Source organism: Streptomyces sp. NPDC127092 (assembly GCF_042722475.1).
In the GTDB taxonomy this organism is placed as follows: Bacteria; Actinomycetota; Actinomycetes; order Streptomycetales; family Streptomycetaceae; genus Streptomyces.
The window spans coordinates 52,833-78,073 of sequence record NZ_JBHXFE010000029.1; the positions used below are offsets into that span (position 1 = coordinate 52,833).

General features: G+C 68.4%; 21 protein-coding genes and 4 pseudogenes. 10 read left to right on the forward strand and 15 right to left on the reverse strand.

Annotation, left to right across the window (positions count from 1 at the left end):
* Positions 1–17: 17 nt before the first annotated feature.
* The 4 genes and pseudogenes from ACFWJO_RS23515 to ACFWJO_RS23530 form a co-directional block, all read right to left on the reverse strand.
* Positions 18–476 (reverse strand): annotated as a pseudogene (locus ACFWJO_RS23515) (transposase); the annotation flags it as partial.
* An 87-nt stretch (positions 477–563) separates the two neighbouring features.
* Positions 564–1,739 (reverse strand): Kelch repeat-containing protein, encoded by a 1,176-nt coding sequence (locus tag ACFWJO_RS23520; protein WP_386868002.1) that lies wholly within the window; start codon positions 1,737–1,739, stop codon positions 564–566.
* A gap of 476 nt (positions 1,740–2,215) precedes the next feature.
* Positions 2,216–2,893, reverse strand: coding sequence for a class I SAM-dependent methyltransferase (locus ACFWJO_RS23525; protein ID WP_386868004.1), 678 nt, complete (start codon positions 2,891–2,893; stop codon positions 2,216–2,218).
* A gap of 52 nt (positions 2,894–2,945) precedes the next feature.
* A pseudogene (locus ACFWJO_RS23530) lies at positions 2,946–4,201 on the reverse strand (IS110 family transposase).
* Between the two features lie 435 nt (positions 4,202–4,636).
* On the opposite strand from ACFWJO_RS23530, the pseudogene ACFWJO_RS23535 reads away from it, so the two are divergent.
* A pseudogene (locus ACFWJO_RS23535) lies at positions 4,637–5,091 on the forward strand (IS5 family transposase); the annotation flags it as partial.
* A 79-nt stretch (positions 5,092–5,170) separates the two neighbouring features.
* Here the strand turns inward: ACFWJO_RS23535 and ACFWJO_RS23540 are convergent.
* A complete protein-coding gene (locus tag ACFWJO_RS23540) occupies positions 5,171–5,833 on the reverse strand; it encodes a hypothetical protein (protein ID WP_386868089.1) in 663 nt (220 codons plus the stop codon).
* 468 nt (positions 5,834–6,301) lie between these two features.
* On the opposite strand from ACFWJO_RS23540, the gene ACFWJO_RS23545 reads away from it, so the two are divergent.
* Together ACFWJO_RS23545 and ACFWJO_RS23550 are read left to right on the forward strand one after the other, a co-directional pair.
* The gene (locus tag ACFWJO_RS23545; protein ID WP_386868005.1) at positions 6,302–6,640 is read left to right on the forward strand and encodes a hypothetical protein; all 339 of its coding nucleotides are present in this window, start codon (positions 6,302–6,304) and stop codon (positions 6,638–6,640) included.
* A gap of 346 nt (positions 6,641–6,986) precedes the next feature.
* Complete coding sequence (locus ACFWJO_RS23550; protein ID WP_386868007.1) at positions 6,987–7,862, forward strand: endonuclease/exonuclease/phosphatase family protein; 876 nt, start codon at positions 6,987–6,989, stop codon at positions 7,860–7,862.
* Between the two features lie 217 nt (positions 7,863–8,079).
* Here the strand turns inward: ACFWJO_RS23550 and ACFWJO_RS23555 are convergent, their stop codons facing one another.
* Positions 8,080–9,231, reverse strand: coding sequence for an ATP-binding protein (locus ACFWJO_RS23555; protein ID WP_386868009.1), 1,152 nt, complete (start codon positions 9,229–9,231; stop codon positions 8,080–8,082).
* 276 nt (positions 9,232–9,507) lie between these two features.
* Positions 9,508–10,719 (reverse strand): FAD-dependent monooxygenase, encoded by a 1,212-nt coding sequence (locus tag ACFWJO_RS23560; RefSeq protein WP_386868011.1) that lies wholly within the window; start codon positions 10,717–10,719, stop codon positions 9,508–9,510.
* 179 nt (positions 10,720–10,898) lie between these two features.
* Between ACFWJO_RS23560 and ACFWJO_RS23565 the strand changes: the two genes are divergently transcribed.
* From ACFWJO_RS23565 to ACFWJO_RS23575, 3 genes are all read left to right on the forward strand, one after another.
* Positions 10,899–11,861 (forward strand): TetR/AcrR family transcriptional regulator C-terminal domain-containing protein, encoded by a 963-nt coding sequence (locus ACFWJO_RS23565; RefSeq protein ID WP_386868013.1) that lies wholly within the window; start codon positions 10,899–10,901, stop codon positions 11,859–11,861.
* A gap of 450 nt (positions 11,862–12,311) precedes the next feature.
* Positions 12,312–14,183, forward strand: a complete 1,872-nt coding sequence (locus tag ACFWJO_RS23570; RefSeq protein ID WP_386868091.1) for an ATP-binding cassette domain-containing protein — start codon at positions 12,312–12,314, stop codon at positions 14,181–14,183.
* Between the two features lie 621 nt (positions 14,184–14,804).
* Positions 14,805–15,092, forward strand: a complete 288-nt coding sequence (locus ACFWJO_RS23575; RefSeq protein ID WP_386868015.1) for a hypothetical protein — start codon at positions 14,805–14,807, stop codon at positions 15,090–15,092.
* A gap of 577 nt (positions 15,093–15,669) precedes the next feature.
* On the opposite strand, the gene ACFWJO_RS23580 is transcribed toward ACFWJO_RS23575, so the two are convergent.
* Positions 15,670–15,999, reverse strand: a complete 330-nt coding sequence (locus ACFWJO_RS23580; RefSeq protein ID WP_386868017.1) for a hypothetical protein — start codon at positions 15,997–15,999, stop codon at positions 15,670–15,672.
* A gap of 272 nt (positions 16,000–16,271) precedes the next feature.
* Between ACFWJO_RS23580 and ACFWJO_RS23585 the strand changes: the two genes are divergently transcribed.
* Positions 16,272–16,583 carry a hypothetical protein gene (locus ACFWJO_RS23585; RefSeq protein WP_386868018.1) on the forward strand — a complete coding sequence of 104 codons (312 nt, stop codon included), beginning with the start codon at positions 16,272–16,274 and terminating at the stop codon, positions 16,581–16,583.
* 13 nt (positions 16,584–16,596) lie between these two features.
* Here ACFWJO_RS23585 and ACFWJO_RS23590 read toward each other — a convergent pair.
* Positions 16,597–17,303: pseudogene (locus ACFWJO_RS23590) on the reverse strand (transposase); the annotation flags it as partial.
* 196 nt (positions 17,304–17,499) lie between these two features.
* On the opposite strand from ACFWJO_RS23590, the gene ACFWJO_RS23595 reads away from it, so the two are divergent.
* Complete coding sequence (locus ACFWJO_RS23595; RefSeq protein ID WP_386868093.1) at positions 17,500–18,288, forward strand: SDR family oxidoreductase; 789 nt, start codon at positions 17,500–17,502, stop codon at positions 18,286–18,288.
* Between the two features lie 13 nt (positions 18,289–18,301).
* Here ACFWJO_RS23595 and ACFWJO_RS23600 read toward each other — a convergent pair whose 3' ends face one another.
* The 3 genes from ACFWJO_RS23600 to ACFWJO_RS23610 all read right to left on the reverse strand — a co-directional run bounded on the left by ACFWJO_RS23600 (position 18,302) and on the right by ACFWJO_RS23610 (position 19,606).
* The gene (locus ACFWJO_RS23600; RefSeq protein WP_386868020.1) at positions 18,302–18,460 is read right to left on the reverse strand and encodes a hypothetical protein; all 159 of its coding nucleotides are present in this window, start codon (positions 18,458–18,460) and stop codon (positions 18,302–18,304) included.
* A gap of 149 nt (positions 18,461–18,609) precedes the next feature.
* On the reverse strand, positions 18,610–18,822 hold the full coding sequence (locus ACFWJO_RS23605) for a transposase (protein WP_386868095.1): 213 nt from the start codon (positions 18,820–18,822) through the stop codon (positions 18,610–18,612).
* Between the two features lie 346 nt (positions 18,823–19,168).
* Positions 19,169–19,606: a hypothetical protein gene (locus tag ACFWJO_RS23610; protein ID WP_386868022.1), complete on the reverse strand. Its 438-nt coding sequence runs from the start codon at positions 19,604–19,606 to the stop codon at positions 19,169–19,171.
* A 460-nt stretch (positions 19,607–20,066) separates the two neighbouring features.
* Between ACFWJO_RS23610 and ACFWJO_RS23615 the strand changes: the two genes are divergently transcribed.
* Positions 20,067–21,182, forward strand: coding sequence for an NADAR family protein (locus tag ACFWJO_RS23615; RefSeq protein WP_386868024.1), 1,116 nt, complete (start codon positions 20,067–20,069; stop codon positions 21,180–21,182).
* 870 nt (positions 21,183–22,052) lie between these two features.
* On the opposite strand, the gene ACFWJO_RS23620 is transcribed toward ACFWJO_RS23615, so the two are convergent.
* Positions 22,053–22,553: a hypothetical protein gene (locus ACFWJO_RS23620; protein ID WP_386868026.1), complete on the reverse strand. Its 501-nt coding sequence runs from the start codon at positions 22,551–22,553 to the stop codon at positions 22,053–22,055.
* 495 nt (positions 22,554–23,048) lie between these two features.
* Between ACFWJO_RS23620 and ACFWJO_RS23625 the strand changes: the two genes are divergently transcribed.
* Positions 23,049–23,426 (forward strand): hypothetical protein, encoded by a 378-nt coding sequence (locus tag ACFWJO_RS23625; protein ID WP_386868027.1) that lies wholly within the window; start codon positions 23,049–23,051, stop codon positions 23,424–23,426.
* Between the two features lie 468 nt (positions 23,427–23,894).
* Here the strand turns inward: ACFWJO_RS23625 and ACFWJO_RS23630 are convergent, their stop codons facing one another.
* Both ACFWJO_RS23630 and ACFWJO_RS23635 read right to left on the reverse strand, forming a co-directional pair.
* Positions 23,895–24,506 carry a hypothetical protein gene (locus tag ACFWJO_RS23630; RefSeq protein ID WP_386868029.1) on the reverse strand — a complete coding sequence of 204 codons (612 nt, stop codon included), beginning with the start codon at positions 24,504–24,506 and terminating at the stop codon, positions 23,895–23,897.
* Positions 24,507–24,679: 173 nt separating this feature from the next.
* Complete coding sequence (locus ACFWJO_RS23635) at positions 24,680–25,066, reverse strand: barstar family protein (protein ID WP_386868031.1); 387 nt, start codon at positions 25,064–25,066, stop codon at positions 24,680–24,682.
* Between the last annotated feature and the right edge of the window lie 175 nt (positions 25,067–25,241).

Below are 25,241 nucleotides of genomic sequence, written 5' to 3' on the forward strand. Positions count from 1 at the left end.
ACCTGCCTGCTATCGGTTCAGCCGGTGAGGGCGAGGTTGTGAAGGCGGGCGATGCCGAGCATGGCGTGGTGGCCGCCGTCGCCTTCCAAACGGCAGCCGCGGCGAATTTTCCAGCTCTTTATCCGGGGCGAAGGCGTGCTCTACGCGGGCGCGGACCTTGCGGTGCGAGGCGTTGTGTTCCTCTTTCCAGGTCGGAAGTGTGGCCTGACCGGCGTCACGGCGGTGAGGGATGCTGAGGCCGTTGCCCCGGTAGCCGCCGACAGCGATCACGGTGGTCCGTCCGACGGCGTCCTTCGCGCCGGACAGTTCCCATGCCTCGCAGTCGTTGCGGTTTCCCGGGACCGGTCGGCTGACGGCAACGACCAGGCGGGAGTCGGCGTCGATGACGACTTGGTGGTGGTGAAGTACCTGTGGTTCTTCGACTGCTCGGCGATCGTGGGGTCACGGGTGGGGACCAGGGTGCCGTCGACGATCAATGAGGGGTGTCCAAGAAAAGGCATGTTCCACTTCGATGCCCATCGCGGTCGAGTGGTTGCGCTGCTTCGGGAGCGCGCGCCAGAGCCCTATGGGAGGGCCGACCGCGTCGGTCCTGAGTCGTCCGAGGGGGCCGGCGGCGGGTCCAGGGCTTCCAACGCGCCAGTGGAAGCGCCGCCCGCGACGACGCCGCCCACGGCGTAGACGCAGGTGCCCGTCTGGCCGGGCGGACACGTGGTGGTCGCCGCGCCCAGGGCGAACCGGGGCGTCGGCATCGACGGGAGTGTGGTCCAGACGTTGGAGGCGGGGTTGTACGACTCGACCGCGCCTGTCGCCCCTGGCGCCGAGCCGCCCACCGCGTACACGCAGGTGCCGCTCTGCCCCACCGGGCACGGCGCGGCGGCCGCGGCCAGGTCCGCGCGGGGCCCGGGCAGCGAGGCCACCGGGCTCCAGGCGTTGGTCGCCGGGTTGTACGACTCCACCGTGGCGACCCGGCCAGAGCCGTTGTCGCCGCCCGTGGCGTAGACGCAGGTGCCGCTCTGCCCCGCCGGGCAGGGTGCGGCCGCGGCCGCCAGGAAGATCCGGGGGGCGCTCAGCGGAGCCAACGTGCTCCAGGCGTTGGTGGCTGGGTTGTACGACTGGACGGTGGCCACGTTCGTGGTGCCGTTGTTGCCGCCGATCGCGTAGACGCAGGTCCCCGTCTGCCCGAGCGGGCAGGGGCCGGCCGTCGACGCCAGGATCGACCGCGGCGTCGGCATCGCCGGCAGCGTGCTCCAGGCGTTGGAGGCCGGGTTGTACGACTCCGCCGTGCCCACGGTCGCGTCGGCGGTGTTCAGACCGCCCAAGGAGTAGACACAGGTGCCGCTCTGCCCCACCGGGCAGGGTGCGGCGGCCGCGGCCAGGCGGCGCCGGGGTACGGACAGGGGGCTCAGTGTCGACCAGGCGTTGGTGAGCCGGTTGTACGACTCGGTCGTGCCCGTACTCGTACCGCCGCTGTTGCCGCCCACGCCGTAGACGCACGTGCCGGTCTGCCCCACGGGGCAGGGCGCCGCTGCCGCCGCCAGGCCCCAGCGGACGGTGGGTGTCGACGGCAGCGTCGTCCACACCGTCCCGTTGGTGGCCGCCGCCGGCAGGACACCGAGCAGGACGGCGCCCACGGCGAGCGCGGCGGTGACGGCCTGCAGCGGCCGGAACCGGGGAGAAGCGGACCGGACGCGACTGCGCCGGCTCCTCGTGTGCAGGAGAGAAGCGATTCTTCGTGGCAACGTCAACCTCCTCGACGTCGACCGGCGCCCGCGGCCGGTCCGTGACCTCAGCGGAACCGCACCGCAGGCGGCGTGCAGGCCGGGTCGGCCGGATGAGCCGCGGCCTCGACCGATGCGGGTGAATTCGTTCACCCCGATGCCCGTGTCCATCTGGCAAGCCGTCGCCCTGAGCTGGTCGGAGGCAGATACCGGACGACGTCGCCGACGAGGCACTCGGTGCAGTCTTCGGGAAAGCGTGACCACACATCCGTTGTCGCGCCCGGATTCACATCGGGCCATGCCGGCCGCGCCGCGGCACTGGAGAGCAGCACGGAGTTGATGGCCTGGCCGCCGCCCTCCAGCTGGGGCCGGCTGAGGGGCGGCTAGCGCCATGCCTGTCTCGAACGGCACGGCTCGAATCCGGCTGGACCACGACGAGCGGACGGGTGCGCGATCGACTCGGTGAGCATTCGTGCTCTCAAAGACATCTCAGGGGCCTAGGAAGTCAAGCTGGTCTCCTCGGTAGTCGGCTTGCAGGCCAGGAAATTGGCGAACTTCCAGTTCCGTTCCTCGTCGGGCTCCTGCAGCAGTTGAGCGGTAACGGTGAATTCGGCCTGGTTCAGCAGCTCGGCGAGTTGGTGTGCGGGCAACCGATACGACGTGTAGGACACGGGGTGGCCGCCATGGCCGTGTGTGGGACGGCGGTGTTCACCGGTGCCTACGTGGCCAGCGAGGAGGAGATGTCCGCCGGGTGCCAGGGCGCGGTGGAACTCGGCGAACACGACCGGTAGCAGCTCCGGAGGTGTGTGGTGGGTGGAGTAGTACGCCAGGATGCCGCCGAGCGTGTCGTCTTCGATCTCCAACGCGGTCATGGAGCCAACGGAGAAACGCAGGTCCGGGTAGGCGATTCGGGCCAGTTCGATCATCTTTGGGGACACATCGATGCCGAATGCAGAAACGCCGAGTCCGGCCATGTGCGCCGTCACTCTTCCGGGTCCGCAGCCCAGGTCCGCGACCGGCCCTCGGTCGGATGCCCGCACCAGCTCGGCGAAGGCGGTCAGCATCGAGCGAGACAGGGGGTCCAGCTCAGAGGGGGTTTTGACGAGGGCGACGTAGTCGTCGGCCATGGTGTCGTATGAATCCCGGACCGCGGCAAGGTAGGAAGGCTCAGTCACGCGGTGAATCTAGACGGGTGCACTGACATGGCCAACGGCCCGGGCTGCTGGGTCATGCTGGCGCCTGGAGGAACGGTGCGAAGGCGCGTTGTTCGTCGAACGGCTGTCGGGTCTTGAGGCAGTGGTGGAGCTGGCCGAGGAAGCGGTTCAGCAAGTGCCGTTGCGCGGCGGCGTGCCAGTCGCCGTGCTCGCGTCGGCGTCGGTAGTGCGCGTTCCCTCCCGGTGAGGCGGTGAGGGCGGCGAAGGCCCAGAGGAAGCCGGCGTTGATGAGGCGGTTGTTTTTGACGAAGCGGCGGCCGACGAAACGCTTCTTGCCGGAGGCGCGGGTGATGGGGGCGGATCCGGCGTACGACTTCAGCGCCCTGGCGTCGGCGAACCGTGCCCGGTCGTCGCCCAGCTCGGCGAGGACGCGGGCGCCGAGCAGGGGTCCCAGGCCGGGGAAGCTGAGCAGGATCTCGCTGTCGGCGTGCTGGTGAAAGGCGGTTGTGGTCGCCTCCGCGAGATCGTCTGCGGCCTCGCAGGTGGCTTCCAGCTGCTTGAGCAGGGCCAGGAGCTGGTGGCCGAAGGCATCCTCGACGCCGGGGAGCTGGTGGGCGTACTCGGCGCGGAATACGTCCCTCAGCCGCTCGGCCTCCGCGTCGCAGCCGCGGAGGCAGCCACTGCGTTTGAGGGCAGCCCGCAGCTGGGCGAGGGTGAGCTTCGCGGCCTTGGTCGGGGTCGGGGCCAGAGTGAGGATGACACGGGCGTCAGCCCTGGTCAGACCACCTTGCTTGCCCTGGAAGGCCAGCAGAGCAGCAGGGTAGTACTCGCGCAGGAGCGAGCGGACCTGGTTGGCGACCTGTTGCCGGGTCCAGACGGCGTCCTGCTGGCCTCGGGCCAGGACCGTGATGGCCTGGGCGAGGCTGAGTCGGCTGGCAGGGGCCGGTGGGCGTGCATGTCGGTGCGCAGGATGTTCGCCAAGACCAGGGCGTCGCCCGGGTCGGACTTCTTTCGACTGACGCCGTGGCGGTCCCGGCAGCGGGCAGCGGCGAGCGGATTGATCGCGAAGACCTGACGACTGCCAGTTCACAGGCTCGCGACCAGGAGGCCGTGGCTGGTCTCGATAGCCACCGGTATTGGATCGTCTGGGCTGTCACCGTGCTCGGCAAGGAGGTCCAGAAGCTGGTGGTAGCCAGCCGCGTCGTCGGTGATACGGGCCTTGGCGAGCAGAGTGCCGGCTTTGTCGACGAGGGCGACGTCGTAGTGGCGCTCTGCCCAGTCGATGCCGCAGAACACGATCAAGCTGTCCTCCCAGTTCCATCCGTTTATGCAGGTCACGAGCACATGCGGGTCACGCGGCGCCCTAATCCAAGGACTCGTTGGTCCGCCATCTCACTAGCCGTTCGTAACACCAGCGCACTCCAGGGGCTCGATCCTTCTGCAGAGCTCGCGGGCTCGCGAAGGAACAAGAGGTCGACCCTGGAGCGGGCTCGCGCCGTGACGATCAACGTCCGTGTAGCCCCCGCGAGTTTCGCGGTGATCGCGGAGGCGCCGGGCTGCGCCGCTCTTGACAGAGGCCTCACGGGCCTGGGGAAACGGAGGTATCAGCCCGGCACCCGCGTCATCACCGCGAGCCCCGCAACGGACAGCAATGCCGCTCTTTGAGGAGGCCTTGACGGCCAGGGGGGATCCAGGCATTCGCTGTCCTGTGCGAGCAGCTGCCCGGGCCGTTGCGTGGTCCCGGGCCGTCTGCTTACGCACTGGATTAGGGGGAATCCAACGGGACCGAATGCGACCGACCGCGGTAAGAAGGGGTCGAAGATCCATCTGATCTGCGACCGCACCGGCCTGCCGATCTCGCTCGCGATCTCGGGCGCCAACCTGCACGACAGCCAGGCTCTGGAGCTTCTGGTCCGCGGCATCCCGACGATCCGGTCGCGCCGTGGACCGCGTCGGCGTCGCCCGGCCAAACTGCACGGCGATACGACTACGACCATTTGCGGCAATGGCTGCGCGAACGCGGCATCGTGCCGCGGATCGCCCGACGTGGCGTCGAATCCTCGCAACGCCTCGGCAGCCATCGCTGGGGCGTGGAACGCACAGTGTCCTGGCTTGCCGGCTGCCGCCGCCTGCATCGGCGTTACGAACGCAAGGCCGAGCAATTCCTCGCCTTCGCGGTTATGTCCGCAGCCCTCATCCGCCTCCGCCGCCTCGTTCGTGCGAATGCGCAGAAGCAGGCAGCGTCGTCATCGTTGGCTCGGCTGCCAATCAGGGAGGTTCGGCGGCGCCAGTTGGCGGTCAGCGGCCGTGGAGACCCCACTCGTCAAGGCCACCGTATACATGGGCTTCAAGGCATCCTGGGGCGTCCATGGCGACGGCCTCGCCACGGTAAAGGGCGATGAGTGAGTCCTTGCCCCGCCACCAGGTGTCGGTCAGGCCCCGTACTTCGGGTACTGGCTCGTACCCTTCGAGGTCCAGGGAGTCGACGGCCTCGCCGGTGATTCTCGTGATGGTCTTGGCCCAGCGTCTCGCGTGGCTGGCCAGCGCCAACGACTCCACCCAGCCTTCGGTATTGGCATGCAGCGGTGCCCAGTGGTAGCCGTGAATCCCGAACTCTCCACCGGGGCCGATCATGAATCCGTAGGCCATGGACACCCGACAGTCTCCGGCCGGGATCCACCAGCCCTCAGCGTCCGAGCCCTCGGGAACGTCCGCGCCCAGGACCCGCGGACCGCTCTCGTAGAACGGCGCCGGGGGCAGCGCGAGACCGCCCCAACGGTCGTCGAAGGCCACCGCGCGATCGATCTCCGCAGTCGGGACGCCGTGCTCGATCCATGCCTCGCGGTGACGCCCGATGTCCTGCTGAGGAACAAAGAGGCCCTCCACCACGACGAACGCCTTGGCCCTGCGGGTCAAACCGGGCGGCGCGGTCGGGACGGGCGATACGGGAGCGGCAGCCATCATGGCGCCGGAGTCTACTGGCGAGGTTCGGTATAGCGCCTCGGGCGGAAACCCGCCCGCTCCGTTGCGGCCCAGAACTTGCGGCCGCCGGTAACAAGCATCCTCGGGAATCGACTTTCTCGTTAAGAGCCACGCACCGGCAAGTCGCACCTGCTTCGTGCTCGGCACCAAGGCCGCAATGGCCGGTCACCAGGTCACATGCGTCCTGGCGACAAAGCTGGTCAACCAGTGCGCCGAAGCCGCCGCCGAGAAGCCCGTCATCCAGCTGACCGCAGGCCACCGCACATCGGAGGTCCGCTGTCGTCATGCCGCCCTGGCCGTCGTGTCTGCGGCCTGGCGTAGTTGGTTCATCCGTCTTGTGACGAGATGCTGTAGAGGACATTCGGGTGGAATGCGCAGCGCGCCGCAACCTCCGTCAGGCTCCTTCCAGTCGTCTTCCGCAGTGGTACGACGACCAAGGAGGCACTTGTGACCGGGTTTCAGGCATTCATCACAGGCACCGCGGCGCTGCAAGACCTAGACCCGTATCGGTTTCCGGCCGCGCTCATCGACGGTCAGCCGGAGCACGCGTCGACGGCCGGCGCTGTCATCGAAGCCGGTGACTACCTCCTGCCGGCACCGGACCCGGCCACCCGCCTGTGCGCTCCGCTCGCCCCGGCCGACCGTCGGCGTCTGGAGCTGCATGCCGCTCTGACCACCGCGGGCGTCACACCCCTGCCCGGCGACCTCGACGCCATCGAAGCTCTGTGCACGCTGGACGATGCCACCCATGCGGTGCTCCGGCGTTGGATCAACCACTCCATGTGACCGACAGCGCCGGATGCATGCCGACGCCCGCTCGACGGTGTTGCGCTCGGCGGGGTTCCCCAGCCGGTCGATATTCGTTAAGCGTCGGATGCCGAGGTCTGAGCGGTTGCACAGTCGCGGCGGGATGCCGGCTGGCGAAACCGATGTGTCTCGGAACCCGTCTTGGGCAGCGAGGTCAGACAGAAGGGACGCCGTAGTGGGCGAGAAGGCGACCGTGGCCCGGTGGACGCGGCGACGATCCGGGCCGTGGGCTGCGGACGCGAGCACGAAGCGGGCGCCACGGTGGCCGCCGGACTGGCGACGGGGGCGAGTGCCCGCTGCGCTCGCGGTGCTGACAGCCGGACTCATGGTCTGCCATCGAGCGGTGCCCAACTCCGTCGGTCGTCTGGGAAGTTTGCTGGAAGCGTTCCTCCCATGGCTCGGTGTGGTGGTCGTGGCGCTGCTCGTGCCGGCCCTGCTGCGCCGTTCCGCCACCGCGCTGGTGTCGCTGCTGCTGCCTGTGGTGGCCTGGACGCACCTCTTCGGCAGGCTGCTCCTGCCCGGGGCGGGGCCCGGCCCGCGGGAGCTGGTCGTGGTGCAGCACAACGTCAGCGACGAGAACGCCGACCCGGCGGGCACGGCCCGCGCCCTCGCCGCCGCCGGGCCCGACCTCGTCGCGTTGGAGGAGCTGGTGCCTCCGGCGCTGGCGGTGTACGTGCAGACCCTCGCCCCGGACTACCCGTACCACGCCGTCCGGGGCACCGTCGGACTCTGGTCGAAGCATCCGCTGGCGGATACCCGGCTCGTGGACATCAAGCCCCGGCAGATCGCAGAACCCTGGAGCCGCGGGCTGCGGGCCGTGGTGCACACGCCGCACGGCGACATCGCGGCGTACGTGGCACACCTGCCCTCGGTCCGTGTCCAGGCGAGCGGCCTTGCCTCCGCCAGACGGGACGCGAGCGCAAGCAGGCTGGGCGAGGCCATCGCCGCCGAGAAACTGGCAACAGTCCTCCTGCTCGGTGATCTCAACGGCACCGCCGACGACCGTGGCCTGTCCCCGCTCACCTCGCGGATGAACACGGCGGAGCGGGGCTTCGCCTTCAGCTTCCCCGCCGCTTTCCCCATGGCCCGCATCGACCAGGTCATGGCCCGCTCAGCGACGATCAGCCACATACGTACCCTGCCCGCCACCGGCAGCGACCACCTCCCCGTGACCGCCCGGGTCAGACTGGGCGAAGAATGAGCTCGGTGATCGGTGACAGCGAGCCTGCCCGTAGGTCAACCGTCGCGCTTCGGCCCATGACCGGTCCAGGTCGAGCGGAGGTGGTCAGCTTTCTCAGACCGTGTTTGAGATGTGCCATGGTCTGCGGCTCGTGAGGGTGTTGCGGCCGTCTGTGCCGTCGAAGCCCAGGCCGGGGATCCGCCCCGGCCTGGGCTTCGGTGTCTTCGGTGTGCTGCTGTCAGGGGTGGGCGGCCATCGAGATCCGGGTGAGGACGGCCGTCGCCTGCGCCGGGTTGGCGCGGAGCCAGGCGGTCAGGTGCTCTCGGACGGCCTCGGTGACGCAGGCGCGGACGGGACCGTTGCCCAGCCGGTCGCGGGTCGCGCCCTCGAATTCGGGCCGATCCAGCTTCACCGACACGACCGCCGTCAGGCCCGCGCCGAGCCGGCTGGGGGTGAAGTCGGGGTCGGACGGGCCGAGCATCTGCTGCTCCCGGGCGTACGCGGTGAGCGCGGCCGCCAGGCCGTGGCGGAAGCCGAGTTCGTGCGTGCCGCCGCCGGTGGTCGGCAGGCTGTTGGCGTAGCTTGCGATCCGTTCGTCGCGGCTGTCGCACCAGCGGAAGGCCACCTCCACCGTTCCCTCCATCTCGGCGTACTCGCGCTCGAAGCCGATCACGTCCGGGTGGAGCGGGGCACTCTGTTCCGCGATGTAGTCCCTTGGTCCGCCCGGGAAGCGGAAGCGAACGGCCCGGGGCGCCTCGGGGTCGCGGTCGTCGGTCAAGGTGATGTCCAACGTGCGGTTGAGGAAGGACAGTTCCCTGAAGCGTGCAGCGAGGGTGTCGAACGAGAACTCCAGCGTCTCGAAGATCTCGGGGTCGGGCCGGAAGGTGATCACGGTCCCGCCGGCGTCGGCCGGCCCGGTGTGGGCGGGCCGGCCGACGGGCACGCCTTGCTCGTACTCCATCACCCAGCAGGCGCCGTCGCGGCGTACCTCTGCCGTCAGGCGGCTCGACAAGGCGTTGACGACGGCCAGTCCCATGCCGAAAATGCCGCCGGACAGCAAGCGTCGGTCAGCGGGTGGTGTCCCGCCCCAGAGCTCGGTCAACCGGGTTTCCAGCGGAGGGCCGTCGTCGTGGCCGGCGTACCCGACCGCAAGACCCGTGCCGTCGTCGGCGACACGGACGCCGCCGTCGGCGGTGAGGGTGATCTCGACACGGCTGGCGGTGCCGCCCAGGATCTCGTTCAGCGCCCGTTCGGCAGCCTCGAGCACCAGGTGGTGAAGGCCGCGTTCGCCGACCGATCCGATGTACATCCCGGGCCGCTTACGAACGGCCTCCAGGCCCTCGAAAACCACGATCATGCTGGCGTCGTACGTATGGGATTCCTCGCTCATGATGCCCCCTCCGAGAGTGTCCGACAGAGCTCTCCCAACTTAGGTGATTTGCCATAAAGCACCAGGTCAGAGCCGATGGGACGAGGCCGCGAACCGGCTCCTGAAGGGCGATCAGGGGCGGTCGGCCGGAGGAGTACGCGCCGACGCGGCAAGGCCCGCCGCGGTCGGCCGAGCGTCGTCTGCGGCACTGTTTCGGGCGGCCGCGGAGCCCCGAATTTCAAGAAACTCTCCCCTCTCTCGGTCCGGTGTGGAAAGGGGGCCCGTGGGTGGAGCCGCTCAGCGCATGTCCGCGGCGATGCTGTATTCCGGCAGTGCGATGTCTCCGGCCTTGGCGAACTGTGCGGCGAGCAGGTTCCGCATCGGCCACCGGGTCATCTGCCGCATGGAGAGGTCCCGCAGGCGAATGCCGAGCCGGCCCAAAGGCGCGAACCCCGACGCACCGCCCGGCGGGAGCTGCTGGGCCTGGCTCACGTACGGGCGCATCACCTCGTCGTAGCGGCGAAAGGCGATGCGGTGGTCGTCGGCGGCTGCGTCGAGTTCACCGGCCAGGACGTACGCGCCGACCAGGGCGAGGCTGGTCCCGAGCCCGGTCAGCGGGGTCGCGCAGTATCCGGCGTCGCCGAGCAGCGCCACGCGGCCGCGTGACCAGCGGTCGAGGCGGACCTGGCCCATGGAGTCGAGGAAGAAGTCCGGGGCGGTGCGCATGGCCCGCAGCAGGCGTGGGGTCTCCCAGCCGACTCCGGCGAAGCGCTGGGCCACGAGTTCCTGCTGGGCGGTGATGTCGCGGCGGTCGTACGCGATGGGTGGCGAGCGGAAGCTGAAGCCGGCCTTGATCTCGCCGGGGAGGCGGCCGGGCCGCGCGGAGGCGACCAGGCCGCCGGGCGCGTTGTGCATCAGGTACCAGCCGTCGAGTTCCAGGTCGTCGATGGCGGTGAACCAGGCCGTGTAGAGGCCGAGCGGGTGGACGAACTCCCGCTCCGGGCCGAAGGCCAGCGCGCGCACCACGGAGTGCGGCCCGTCCGCGCCGACGACCAGCCTGAACCGGCGCGGCGCGGCTTTCTCGAAGGTGACGGTGGCTCCGTCCGCGTTCTGATCGATCGCGGTGACGGTGTCGTCGAAGAGGTACTCCGTGTCCGGCCGGGTGGCCTCGTACAGCAGGCGGGCGAGGTCTCCGCGGAGGATCTCGATCTCGGAGACGATCCCCTCACCGCCGAAGCTGTCGGCGGGCACCCGCGCGGTGACCCGGCCGGAGGCGTCGACGAGCGCGAACCCGCGCTGGTCCACGCTGTCCGCCCGCGCCCGGTCCATCAGACCCATCCGTTCGATCACCGTGCGGCCGGCGCCGCGCAGATCCACGGTCTGCCCGCCCGGCCGAGGTGCCGGCGCGCGCTCCACGATCGTGACCGTGAAGCCTCCCTTGCGTAGCCAGTACGCCAGCGCGGGCCCTGCGATGCCGGCGCCGCAGATGAGTATCTCGTTGTTCGGCATGGCGCGAACGTACGCCGTACGCAATGTAGGGCGCAAGTGTGAAATGGCTTTACAGTGTGACGTGTTGGGGAGTACTGCACTAGTGCGGAGAGATGGAGGAGGCACACGGACACGGGGATCACCCAGTGCGCGCAGCTAGGATGGCACCCCGTCAGGTGCACTAGTGCGGAGGGGTGTCGATGGGTGAACAGGCGGTACCGCGATACAGCCAGATCGTCGCCGAACTGCGGCGGCGGATCGAGACGGGCGAGCTGACGCCGGGTGATCGAGTGCCCTCGACCCGCGAGATCATGAAGCAGTGGGGGGTCGCCATGGCGACCGCGACCAAGGTGATCACCGAACTGCGCCGCGAGGGCATGGTCCGCGCCGTCCCCGGCGTCGGAACGGTCGTGGCGTCCCCGAGCCGCCCGGTGCGCGCCCCTCGACCGGCTGCCGCTGCCCGCCCGGGCACGCCGCCCGACGCGCCATCGGGCCAGATGTCACTCACGCTCGGACGAATCATCGTCGCCGCCGTCACGGTCGCCGACACCGAGGGGCTGGCCGCGGTCTCGATGCGCCGGGTGGCCGCCGAGCTCGGGGTGGCGACCATGTCGCTGTACCGGCACGTGGCCGACAAGGAAGACCTGCTGACACGGATGATGGACACGGTCATCGCGGAGAGCCCGTTGCCGACCGATCCGCCGGAGGGCTGGCACGAGGCGATCGAGCTGGCGGCGCGGCAGCTCTGGGACCTGTTCCGTCGCCATCCGTGGCTCGCACCCGCCCTGTCGGTGACCCGCCCTCAGATGGTCACCTCGGCACTTCCGTACAGCGAGTGGATGCTTGCCACCCTGCACGCCCACGGACTGGACTTGCAGTCCGCCTTCACCGCGCACCTCATGGTGCTCAATTACGCCCGCGGTATCGCCGTCAACCTGGAGTCGGAGCGGGAGGCGGAGGCGCACAGCGGCCTCGACAGCGAGGAGTGGATGGACACCCAGGAGCCCGCACTCCTGGCGATTCTGGCCAGCGGCCGGTTCCCCGCGCTCTCCCGCCTCGCCAGGGCCGGTTACGACCTCGACCTCGACGCCCTCTTCGAGTTCGGCCTCCAGCGCCTCCTTGACGGCCTCGCCTCACTCCTTGAGGAGAGCTCCGCCGGCTGAACGGGGAGCTTGCCCTGGGGTTGGGTTGGCCTGGGATTTGGTTGCCCTGGGGTTGGGTTGGCCTGGGGTTGAGCCGTCGCTCGGCGGATCGCGACTCCAGGACATCGTGCGAGGTGCTCGACGAGCAGGAACTCGGCGCGGCGGACGCCGTCGCGGACGAGCGAGGCGCCGACGGTCATATGGGTGCGGAAGGTGCGTCGGGAGGGCGCAGGCCGAGGCCGCCCGTCCTCGCCGCAAAGGCGTTGCCATCGGCGTTTCGGCCAACCGCCCTGCCTACCTGGTCCGTTGGGAGACGCGGATCGGTGCATCCTCCACGCTCCGACACGCGCCGAATCTCGGGGATCCGACGGAGTCCGAAAGACACCAGTTCGATATCTCGACGAGGTCGTTGAGCTTCACGAACCGCGCCGGACGACCGCTCAGGAGGACCCGCCGTTGACCTCGACGCCCATGAACGAGCAGCAGACCACACCGCCTCCACCCCCGCCCGCGGAGATCACCTACAGCGGCCATTACGCGATCAACCCGCTCGCCGAGGTCTCCTTCCGGCGCATGTGCGCGCAGATCCCCGCCGTCCTGGGCCGCATCGCGCGGCTTTCGTGGCGGACCGACCGGCGTGCCGTGCAGCTGCTGCTTGGCTGCCAGCTGGTCACCGGCGCCTCCGCCGCCGTGCTGCTGACGGCCACCGCGCGGGCCATGGAGCCCGTCCTCGGGTCCGGTTCCGCCGGAGAGCGGCTGCGTGGCGCGCTGCCGGCCCTGCTGGTGGTGGCCCTCGCCGCGGCTCTGGCTCGTACGGCCGGGGCGGTGGCCTCGTACGCGGAGCGGCGGATCACGCCACGTCTGACGACGGAGACGGACTCGGCGCTGGTCGAGGCGGTGTGCCGGGTGGAGGCGGTGGCGTACGCGGAGGACGGGTTCGCGGACCGGCGCGAGGCGGCCGAGATGGGCGTGATGCGGACCCATGTGATGGTGGCCGACGCCCAGCGGTTCGTGTCGTCCGTGATTCGCATGGTCACTGCCGGGGGCGTGCTGTCGGTGCTGAACCCGCTGATGCTGCCGCTGCTCCTGCTCGCCGTTCTTCCGGCCGGTGTCGGGGCCGTGCTGAGCGCGCGGGTCGACTACGAGATCCACTACGCGAACGTGGCGGACCGCAACGTGAGGGGGATGATGCGCTGGTGGGCCACCGAGTCCCGTTACAGCGACGAGGTCCGCGCGAACTCGATGACCGACTACCTCGTGTACTGGTACCGGGCCCTGTCCGACCGGTGTGACCGGCGCAGCCTGGGCGCGGCGCCGCGGACCCTGCGGATCGCCCTGCTGTCGGCGCTGGCCGGCGGCGTCTTCCTGCTGGCGACGTGGGGCGCTTTGGCGTGGCTGGCCGTGTCCGGCCGGATCGATCTCGCGGTCGCCGCGACGGCCGTGATCGCCGTGCAGACCACGCTCGCCGCGCTGTCCCAGGTGGTCATCGGCGGCGCCGCGGTCTTCCACACCAGCCTGTACCTCGGCGACATGCAGTCCTTCCTCGACGACGCCGCCGCACGCGCCCCCAGACGAGGTCCCGACCGTATCGCCGCCCCGGTCGACGAGATCCGACTGGAGGAGGTCGTGTACCAGTACCCGGGCAAGGACAAGCCTGCTGTCGACGGCGTCTCGTTGACCCTCCGGCGCGGCCAGATCCTTGCGATCGTCGGGGCGAACGGGTCCGGCAAGTCCACGCTCACCCGCCTGCTGACCGGGGTCTACCTACCGGAAAAGGGTGCGGTCTCGTGGAACGGCACCGACCTTTCCGGGGCAGACCCCTCCACGGTGTGGGCGTGCACCGGTCTGGTGCCGCAGATCTTCGCGCAGTGGCCGCTGCGCGTCCGCGAGAACGTGACCCTCGGCCAGCCCCGTACCCACGACGACACTCCGGTGTGGGAGGCCGTCGACGCGGTCGGGCTGCGCGACGCCGTCGAAGACCTCCCCGCCGGTCTCGACACCCTCCTCGCCCGCGACCTCTGGGGTGGTACGGAGCTCTCCGGCGGCCAGTGGCAGCGCATCGCCTGCTCAAGGGCGCTTTACCGCCGGCCCGAGCTGCTGATCCTCGACGAGCCCACCTCCCAGATGGATCCCCGGGGCGAACACCAGATCTTCGAGCAGATCAAGGCCATCTCCGCCGACCGCATCACCATCGTGGTCACCCACCGCCTGGAGAACACCAAGATCGCCGATCACATCATCGTGATGGAACACGGCCGGATCACCGAGCGCGGCACGTACGACGACCTGGCCCATGGGGGCGGGACCTTCGCCGAACTCCTGGAACTCTCTCAGGACCGGTGATCCGTCTCGCCGTCATCAGTCCTGTCGCGATCGCACAGCGGAGACGGGCAACGTGAAGGGAGAGTGGTGTGGCTTCGCCGGCGCATTCCAGCTTCTGGCACAGGTCTTGGGGCCATCGCGGAGCCTTACCGATGCGTTCGATTGCGGGGAGTCTGACTCGTGCGAGACGGCGTACGCCTTGTAGCTGGGCGGTTGGAAGGCGCTCCCTCAGGGCGCTCGCATTCGATGCCGTGGTCGGCGTCGGCGTGGGACGCGCTCCGGGGGTCTCGAGGGCGCCGTCAACCGCATCACGAACATTAGACGGCAGGTCTAATGCCGTGCCGGATTCGAACTCCTCCGCAAAAGGATCCTGCTCCAGCACGCTCCGAGACGTGCCCGAGATCTGCATCAGAACCGAACAGTAGGAATTCCTGCTGCGGCCGAGCGTGTCAACCGGGGGCCATGCAGCTGCCCAGCCGTGGCAGGATGGCCTCATGTTGATCCGAAAGGGCGATGCCGCGTAGGCGTCCCAGGGCCGTCCGCGCAGAGCGGTGGCGGCCACGATGGCAGTATCCTGTCCTGCGAGTCCGTGGTGTCTCCGCGCGAACTCGTGCAGCGATCCGCCGGGTCGAAGACCAGGAGATGTGGAGCAACGCGGTCGCTCATGCGCTCTCTCGTTTCGAGCGGGCTTTCAAGCAGTCTGGACGCTACTTGAACGCCTCCGAAACCTGTTCGCCCGGGATGGAGGTGGAAGATGCCCGTGACGACCTGGAGAGGGCGATGCTGCACCTTCCTCCCGGAGCCAAACGTGACTTGGGCCGCCTGATCACACGCATCGATGCGGAGTTCGAGCGTCGCACCTTGCCGGAACCCAACAACATCGAGTTGGCGATGTTCGGCTGGTGGTGGACCAGAATGCGTGAACGGTGACGGGTTGCGAGCCCTTTCCGGCAATCGAACGCCACCGTCAGGCTCCGCGATGGATTCCCAAGATCTGTGCCAGAACTGCAGCGTCGCCTGACGGCGGGAGCCGGCCGGCCCGCCGTCAGGGACGACAGGCCTCGCGGACGTGGCCGGCGATCGCTGCGGCCAGGTCGCGGGCCGCTGCTCGTACTGCAGGATCCACGTCGCTGATCAGCGTGCCGACCGCCGCGGCGCAACCTGACTGACTGACTGCCCGCCTGGCTGCCTGCCGGTTTCTCTCTCTGCCTGACTGACTGACTGCCTACCTGCCTGCCTGCCCGTCTGTCTGCCTGCCCGTCTGTCTGTCTGTCTGTCTGCCTGCCTGCCTGCCGCCTGCCTGTCTGTCTGCCCGGCAAGCACTCTCGAACACGCGGAGATTCGAAAACCCGAACCGCGCGACGACGGTGCGTGCTGCTCTGCAGCCTGGGGCCAGGCTGCGTGACTGGCTCGTCGAGGACGCCCAAGGTCGCGCGGCGGCGACTCTGCACCGGCCGTACTACGCGCCGCACAGCGGCTCGTGATGCGGACCACGGGTACCGACTTGTTACCTGCCGTATAGGAACGCCCGTGCGGGTACGAAGATTTCGTGGCCCTTCGGGAAGCGGACCCGTACGCCTTCTCGCGTCCACTCCGTCGACTCCACACCCTGCTGCCCGAGCGCGGCGTCGACGTCGAGCCAGTGTCCGTAGGCGGGAGTGGGCTGCCTGCCGATGAACAACTGGAAGGTATCGCTCCCGGACAGGCTGCTGCGGCGGACCAGGGCCAGGTGGTGTGGTGCCTCGTCCGGATAGATCAGCGAAGGCGGGGCGGCGCTGCGGTAGGTCACTTCCTCCGTCGGCCAGCGCAGGACGGCGACCAAACAGCCGGTCAGCACGACGCCGCACACCAAGCCCAGCAGGGCCGGCCCCAGCCATGACCTACGGAGGGGACGTACCTGCGATGGGTTGAGGGCGGTCACGGGCATGCTGACGGGAACCTCCGGGATCGATGCGGCTCGGTACCAGCCGCAAGCGTCGGCTCACGAAAAGGACGCGGAGCCGCGGACGGGGGTTGCAGGCCGCGGCCGCGTGTGACGATCGGGTCGCGTGGGCCCGTAGGGCCTGCGGTTGCAACGCGATCGTCCGTAGAGGCAAGGAGGGGTGCCGAATGGTCACCGGAGGAACAGTGCGGCTGCTGCTCAGCAACGGTGGTGAGGCTGCGCTGGAGCTCACCGTGGAGCCCTGGGCGGATACGTACCAGCTTCTCCCGAAGCAGACGTGGGTCGTTGTCACCCACTCGCCGGCAGCAGATGGATCATGGTCCGGGACTCTGCGAGGTGACGAGCCATTCCAGGTCGACCATCGGCCCGAATCGGTCACGGTGTGGGTCAACGGCAACTGCTTCCACCTCAGCGACGCTGAGGGGAACGAAATCGACGCGGCCGACTGGCAATGCCCGGCTCAAGGCTCCGCCTCCTGACCTGGTGTGCGCAGGAGTCGCGCCGGTTCGGCATGGATTCGCGGGTGAGCCGACCGCTCATGAGGTCGACCATGGCCACCTTAATCATGGCTTCGGAGCCGTGGGGTGGGCCTCGTAGTCGCAGGCGAGGCGGCGGTGGTGCATGAGCCAGCCGAAGGTCCGCTCGACGACCCAGCGTCGCGGGATCACCTTGAAGCCTTTCTGGGCAGGGTCGCGGCGGGTGGCTTCGACGTCGATGCCCAGGTGGGCGCCGTGGTCGATGACTTTGGTGCGGTAGCCGCTGTCGACCCACGCCTTGGTGAAGCGGGGGTGGGCTTCGGCGATCTTCGAGAGCAGGTGGATGCCGCCGGCGTTGTCGGAGACGCTGGCGGCGGTGACCAGTACGGCCAGGAGGAGGCCGGCGGTGTCGACGCCGATGTGGCGTTTGCGGCCAGCGATTTCCTTGCCCGCGCCAATGCCCTGGTCGGCCGCGGGCACGTTGGCCGAGGTCTTGATCCTCTGGGCGTCAAGGACGCGGGCGATCGGCTCGGTGGCGCGGCCCTCGGCTTTCCGGACCAGGCGCCGCAGGAGACCGTTGAGCTGGTCGAGAACCTCGCCCTTCTGCCGGGCGGCGTCAGAGTTGGTTCCGGCAGTTTCCAACGGGCGTCGGACAAGTCCACTCGGATACGGCCGCTGTCTGCGAGGCGTGTTTCTGTAGTACCGACGGCCGCCGTTCGTCACAGGGCAAACAGCCCCTGACCTGGGGCGCGTTGGGATCAGACTCTGTTGCGGCAGTTGGGGGCGGGTGACGTCCTTCGAGCATCCGTCTGGATCCCTTCGCTCCCTGGTTTTCGACGGAGCAATCGTCAAGACTTGTGGATGAGCTGAAGGAAAATCGGGTTGCCGTCCCCGCGTGGAGGCCGAACGATTGCGCCTCGTGACGACTGCTGATGAGAAACCGCTGTTCGACGCCGCCAGGCCGGTCGCGTTGGTGACCGGCGTCGGCCGGTCCATCGGAATCGGTGCGGGGATCGCTCGCCGACTGGCCGAAACAGGCTGGAACGTCGCCTTCACGTACTGGACGCCGTACGACGCGCGCATGGCCTGGGGCATCGAGACCGACGCCGCGGACACCATCGCCAAGGCCCTGGAAGAGCGGGGCGCCGACACGGTGGCGATCGAGGCGGACCTCGCCGATCCTGATGCCGCAGGGCGCGTCTTTGACCAGGCTCAGGGCCGCCTCGGCAACGTCACCGCGTTGGTGATGTGTCACTGCGAGTCGGTGGACTCCGGCCTGCTCGACACCACCCTGGAGAGCTTCGACCGCCACTTCGCGGTCAATGCGCGTGCCTCCTGGCTGCTGATTCGTGAGTTCGGCCGACGCTTCCAAGGAACCCAGGGAGCCGGACGCGTGATCGCCCTCACGAGCGACCACACCGCCGGCAACCTGCCCTACGGGGCGAGCAAGGGTGCACTCGACCGCATCACCCTGGCCGCCGCCCACGAACTCGCCCACCTCGGAATCACCGCCAACGTGATCAACCCCGGCCCGATCGACACCGGCTGGATGTCCGACGACATCCGCGATCACGTACTGCGCCAGACACCGCTGGGACGTCTGGGCAGCCCGCAGGACACCGCTGACCTGGTGGACTTCCTGTGCTCACCGCAAGGGCAGTGGATCAACGGGCAACTGCTGAAGAGCAACGGCGGTTTCGCCAGCTGACCAGCCGACCTGACTACGCGGCCTCCTCGCGTTCGACCAGGACGCCGTTCTTGAACCTGGCGCCGGACCGGACCAGGGCGACGAGCGAGGCTCCGCTGATCGCCCGCCAGCGGTCCTGGGCGGACGCGACGAGCTTGAACACCATAGCGAGGGCGGCGGCGGGCCGGGCCATCCTTCGCAACTGGGCCGACATAACCGACACATGGGAGCACCGTTCGTTCCTGGACGAGATCGCCAACGCCTTCATCTGGCGCCCCCCATCCAGCAAGACCGCCCTGCCTGCCTGATCCCAGGAAAGGTGCCACTTTGCGGTGCTCGAACTCACTGCCTGGAGGCGACGCTGGAGATAAGGACCGCTGCTATGCCGACGACGGCGAGGAAGTGCTCGTCCTTCCGTTCATAGCGCCGATGGAGCCGACGGCAGCCGGCCAACCAGGACAGGGATCGCTCGACCACCCAGCGGTGAGGGCCCAGCCGGTGTGAGACCTCTCTATGGTGGAGCCCATGACCGATGCGATCCCAACGGATCCGCAGGAAGAAGCCGCGCAAGGTCGCATAGCTCTCTGGCTCACAGCAGAGGACCTCCGGTGGCTGGGAGGCCACTGCTGCTGCCCAGAAGACGCATCACCCGAAGAGAAGGACCGGTGTGGCCGCCTCCGATTCCGAGCGAACGCCGCCCTGCACAAGCACAGCCAGTCCGACTGACGCTGATTGACTCACCGCGCGATGTGCGCCCTGGGGCTGTGGCTGCACGACGTCCCTCTCGTAAACGACCGTCTGGACCAAGCCCGTACGGTCGGACACCTGACCGACGCCGTGCGCGAGAGCCTCGCGCACCAGGGCGACGACCTTGCCCAAGGGTTAGCAGGTCGGGAGCGGATCAGATGGTCTGCGCGGCCGAACGCGGGTCGGAGGCGTCGATGCGTTCGGCGAACCGACGGACCTGGTCCTCGACGGGTTCGTTCCCGGTGACGGCCATGGTGTAGCGGCGGTATGCCGTCGCGAGGACGGAGTCCTCGACGCGGAAATGCATCGTGATGTGGGCCTTCTCGCCACGGTCGCCCACCGATATGCCGAGGCCCCAGGACGGGGGCAGGCAGTTCCACCGCTGGTACCAGTCGAGGGCGACCAGTTCCCGGGCCAAGAGGCGTACGGCGGTGTCGACCGGCTCCTCCCAGCTGTGGTCGGCGACGAAGCGGTCCAGCTCGGCGTCGTACCGGTCGGCGTCGAAGTGGGAGTCCGATGGCAGCGGCACCCGGATGTCGTCCGTGTTCTCCCATGTCCACACCACCAGGCCACCACACCGCTCGATGGTCACGAAGACACCCCCGCAGCAGTCGGTGTCGCAGTAGTTGTTCGAAAACTCAACCCGCCGCGGTTCGCCGCCGGCTCTCAGCGGCCACGTTTCGCGCGGGCCGATCAGCATCTCGTGAAAGAGACTCGAATCGCTGTCGGGGTGGATCGTCTCCACGACATCCACCCCGTCGACCATCACGCGGATCCGCGCCGACGATCGCCATGACCCCGGACCCGCGGGGACATGGCGAAGGGAAAGGACGTTGAACGGCCCGGACGGTTCCATCTCCTTATGATCACACCTTCGGGCCCTGCACTTCCCGGTACCCGTCCGCACCCGTGTCCCGGTAGCCGTCCACACCCGTGCACCGCGGACGGTGTGGCGCAGGCCGTCGGCCGCCGAGCGGTTCGTGGAGGTTCTGATCTGCGGCAACGGATTAATCGGTGTGCTTCCCCGCAGGCCCGTCGGGCATCATCACGGGATGATCGGCAATCGGATCACCCATCGCACGGCGGACGGCGTCCGTGTCCCCGGAACGTGGCGTCACGCGTTCATATGCAACGGCGGCACCTACTTCCTCACCGACCTCTTCATCTACGCTGACGGCATCGTCGACTGCTGGGACCTGGTCACGCTCGACGAGTTCGAGAAGAAGCTCCGCAGCGGGTGGGTGGCCACCAGCCTTCCCGACGGTGGCCGGGCATCCGCACACCACCTGGCCTCGTGGACCTTCGACGAGCCGGCCACCTGGCTGACTCCGGAGCTGCTGCTCGCCGAAGTCCGCGACACCATCGACAAGCTGAACGGTCGCCCCGATTCGACCGGCCGCTGTCTGGCGGCGGTGGATGCGTTCCTCGCCGAGCGGACGGAGGAGAACCGCTCCGCGGCCAGGGCCGCCTATCTGGCCATCCCCGAGACGGTGCGTCACTACGCCCTCGGCGACATGGACCGCAAGGACCGTCCTCTGCAGGTCCTGGTGACGGGCCCGGGCGGTCGCTTTCCCCAATGGCCTGAGAAGAGGGTTTCGCAGGACGAGTACGACCAGGCCGTCGCGTACTTCGAGGAGCGGAGCCGATGGCGGGCCGAGGCACCCTCGCGGGTGCCTGCGGACGGGGCGGTGAACTCCTTCGCCCCCGCGTTGAAGCTGCCCCACTCGTACCCGCAGCGCGCGCTCGAGCACCCGGACAAGCGGTGCCTGCGCAATGACTATCCCGCCCCCATCACCCTGGACGACGTCACTTATCCATCAGTGGCGCACGCCTACTGGGCCCAGTCCGTCGCCGATCCTGAAGCACGCATCGCAGTCGTCACCGCGGAAACGGGGGCGAAGGCGCACACACTCGCGGCCAAGGCGACGCGACTCGAGGGCTGGGAGCGGACCCGAACGGCAGTCATGGCCCGATTGCTGCGCGCCAAGTACGAGCAGCATTCCGACCTCGCCGCGATCCTTGTGGCCACGGGCGACGCGACCTTGATCTACGACGACGCGGACTCGGACTTCTGGGGCGACAACGGAGGACGGGGCCGGAACTGGACGGGCCGCCTCTTGGAACTCGTCCGGTCCGAACTGCTGGCCGGGCAGGCCCGCCTCGGCTAGGAAAGATACGAGATGAGGCGCTAGATCAGGGCTGCGCCCGTCCAGCCGATCATGCCGCTGTCACTTGCTCTGCTCGTTCTTCAGGTATGGGGCGGGATGAACGCGGTGATCTGTCGGACGCGGAGTGGGAGAGGCTTCGGCCGCTCCTGCCAGTCAGCAGTGGTCTCTGCCGGCGTTGGCGTGATCACCGGCAGGTAATCGACCGGATCTTGCCTGGCGCTGACCGCTTCGGAAGGCCTTCACTCCCCCGACGGCTCGCGGAGATCCTGTCCGTGGCTTCAGCGCCGTACGCGAGGACGAGCGAGACGAGTACCTGCGGCGCCTCGATAAGTCGTCCGTACGGCACGGCGAACGCCTGGCGGAGATGTTGGTCGTGTACGGGCCGGGCAGTGCCCCCGGCCACACATGGCCGCTACGTGCTGGTCGGCCCAGCCGAAAGGTCTGGTCATCGGCGAGCGAATGGAGACTGACCCGTTCTCACTGGGCAGCCGGTGGAACGACGAGCTGGAGGACGTCCTGCTGGCCGATGCGGAAGTCGCTTGGGGACCGTGGACTCCCGGGCGGACGGCGAGAGGGTCGCCGGTGCGAAGCGCCCGCCCGGGTCCGAGGGCCGGGGTGAGCAACTGGCCGAAGGGATGCGCGGGTGCTCACCCCGCGCGGGGAGTACGGGTGCTCACCCCGCGCGGGGAGTACGGGTGCTCACCCCGCGCGGGGAGTACGGGTGCTCACCCCGCGCGGGGAGTGCGGCGTGGCCGGGCTCGGCAGTCTGACTGAGGCGCACCACTACCCATGGGCACGACGGCGTCCGCGAATCCGTCCAACCTCGCTCACCCACGTCTGGGCCGAGTCGACGACCAAGGCCGCGCCGACCTACCACCAGTCCGTACATGCGATGTCGTTGACGCCGGTCAGCGATGCGCAGACCCGAAAGGCACGGCTCGACGAGGAACTGGTCGGGTAGGCCGCGGTCGTGATCCTTTTGCCGGGGAAGAACTCGCTGAAGGGGCCGCACTGGATCCACGTGTTCCCGCCGTCGTTCGTGACGTCCATCCAGACGTCGGCACGGCCGTACCAGGCCCAGGTGGTAACGGTTTTCAGATAGCCCCAGCCCAACTCTCGTCCGTTGATGTAGCCGGCCTGCATCCCGTAGGAAGCGGTGGCGATGACGGCGCCGTTGTGAACGAGCACCAGGCTGCCCGCGCCCCCGACCCCGCGGCCTTCCTGGCTGTTGGGAATGTCGGTGAAGCCGTTGACACCTCCTTCACAGTCCGACGCTGCAGCCTGAGCGTTGGCCGGAGACGCAGCTACCAGCCCTGCCCCCAGCAGAGCCGATGCTGCCATCAGGCTGAGCAGCCGACGGATTCCACGCATGCTCGTTCCTCCAGTTGAAGAGGTGGTGCCGCGTGGGACGCTTTGTTGCACGGGCGCGCACGGAGCGCCTCACAGGGGTCCGCAACGGCTGCTTCGGAGCCCTGGTTGGAGCTGTCGGTGGCATTGCTCATCAAGGCTCTCGACGCTCAGCCTGGGTTGGCCAGCCTTGCGAATTCTCTCGAAACGTGTCGGCCGAGGGCCTGCTGCGGCACGGACCATTCCGCACGGAATGCGCGAAGGTGATGGTCGGTGGTCTGTGGTCGACCCGTACCTGTCGCCCCGCTACGGGAGACGCTCAGCCGATCACCTTCTCGGTGATCACCTTCTCGCCCTGCGCCTGCTCGAGGGCATCGAGAGCGAGGAGGGCTTCGGCCTCGGGAACGGTTCACTCGGCCTTGCCGAGCTGGTATCAGGGAATGTTGCTCTCGGACGGCGCGGGTGACCGAGCGGAGCTGGGGACTGTCTCTTTGCACGGTCTGTGAGATCGTCCTGATCGTGATCGAGACCTGGGTGATCAATGACGGCAGTCCTGGGCCTGTGTCGTCCGAGACGGTGCTGGAAGCACTTCAGGCGAGGATCGACAGCGGGCAGCTCGAGACATGGCTGACCAGCTCGTCCGGACGATCGCTGGCCTTCGTGACGAATACGCAGCGCGCGATGCTGATGCTGCTCGAGGAAGAGGGCGATCCCGGCGAGCATGCCGTGGATCCCGGCGCTCAGGGATCGAGCAGCGGGTTCGTCCTCTCCAACGGGCAGGACGACGAGTACCCGGGTGAGGACACCGTCCCCATGCACGAGGCGTTGAGGCTCGTGAAGCAGATCGTGTGCTCGGGATCCTGGCCGACGGACGCACGTCGGGTGGTCGATCGCTGAGCGGGCCATCGCCCCGTCCACATGAAAAGGCTCACGAGTTGGCGTGCGACCCGGTAGGCGAGGCGAACTTGTGCGTTCGCAAGGGCAGGCCGCGGCACTGCTTGAGCCGGTTGGTGCATCGCTCGACCGCGTCGTGCTCCTGGTGGCCCTCGGCGTCGAAGGCCGGCGGTGCTCGGCGATCCAGTCGCCTCGTTCGCGAGGACGGGCCCAAGGCCGAATCCCCGGATCGACCGGTCGAGTGGACCTGATACAGGAACAGGAGGGCGCCAGCCGACGTTTCGATCGCATTGTGGAAGTCGTCGCTGGTCCTGCCTTGTGGTCTCCAGGCACTGGCCCTGCCCTGGTCTCCATCGGCACGGTCGTAGCCCGTCCACTGCTGCTGCCGCCATTCGACGAGGCCCCGGCCCGGGATGTCGTGTCCTTGGCCGAGGTCTCCCCGTCATGACGCGTTTCCGCCCGCGGTGGTCTCTAGCCGAGCGGCAGGCCCAGGAACTTCGCCGGTGCCAGGGCGAGGAACTTCGACATTGCAGTGGCGAGACGGGCCGCCTCCGGGCCGTCGGGCTCGGCCGCGAGGCTACGGAACGTCAGCTCCAGGGCCCGGTCGCCGTCGCGCACCAGAAGAGTGGTGATCTGGGCCTGCTGCCCAGCCGGGCCGGCGAGCATCGTGCGCATCAAGGCCTCGTCACCGTACTTCTGCTCCACCTTGAGCGGCTCACTCGGGTCGTCGGCCGGGTCCACCAGCTGAACGGTGATCTCCTGATCGCCGACGCTCATCGTCCACGCTGTGCACTCGGCGTAGACCTGTCGCATGTCGGCCATCCAGGTAACGGCAGCCCCTGCTGCCCGCTCCGAGACTCCCTCGTCGACGACGATCGTGGAGTCCGCATTCATGAACGAGGTCCTGACCTCCCTCGCGGCCTTGTCGGTGAACGCCCTGTTCAGTAGGGCCGTGAGCTCTGGGGTCGCACCGGTCATCGGCGGCGGGTCCTCGTCGGACGAGGGCGACTCCAGTTCGGCGAAGTCATCGAGGCCCGCCTCGGACAGGTCCGCTGCCGCGACCAACAGCTCGTCGAGGTCCACCGGCCGCTCGGACGGCGAAGACTGGGAATCGCCAAATGTGCTCACGAAGTTGCCTTTCCTCAGGGGTGGTTGGTGCGCCGGGCATCACCGTAACCGCTGCACCGCAGAGACGATCATGAAATTCGGTATGCGGTGGTAAGCGAAGCCCCAGGAGGAGAGGGGTGCTCACAGCGTCACTGAAGTCGCAGGACACCCGGGGCTCGGTCTTCGAAGATCTCGATCAACCAGTCAAAGACGGTCGATCCGCGCTCTTCACGCGCCGCGGCGAGATGGGCACTGACCGCCGGGCGGTTTGTGGGGTGGCAGCGCGACAGGCGGAGCTCCAACTGCCGAGCGGTCTCCGGATAGCTCAAATAGTCGCGCGACACCTGGTGGTCCCGCCACTCAACCACGTAGTCATCGTCGTCGGGCGCCCCGAAACCACCGGCGAGACAGTCGGCGAAGGCGTCGAGGTTCCTGCCAAAGTAGCCGCCGGGACCGTTGATCACCTCACCGATGACTCGCCAGAAGTCTTCCAGCGTCCTGATCTGGGTGCCATCCAGCACGTACGTCGCGGTCACAGCCTGCAGAATACGTGCGGATCCGGGATGTGCCTCTCCATTTGAAGCCGTGCTGTCAAGGCACTGCTTCGCACGGGTTCGCCGGAGGAGGTCTCCCTCAGGTCGGGGCCATGTCGACGAATCGGGAGTGGTGCCCTTGGAAGGTCACGGTGATGGTGGCGGTGGGCCCGTTGCA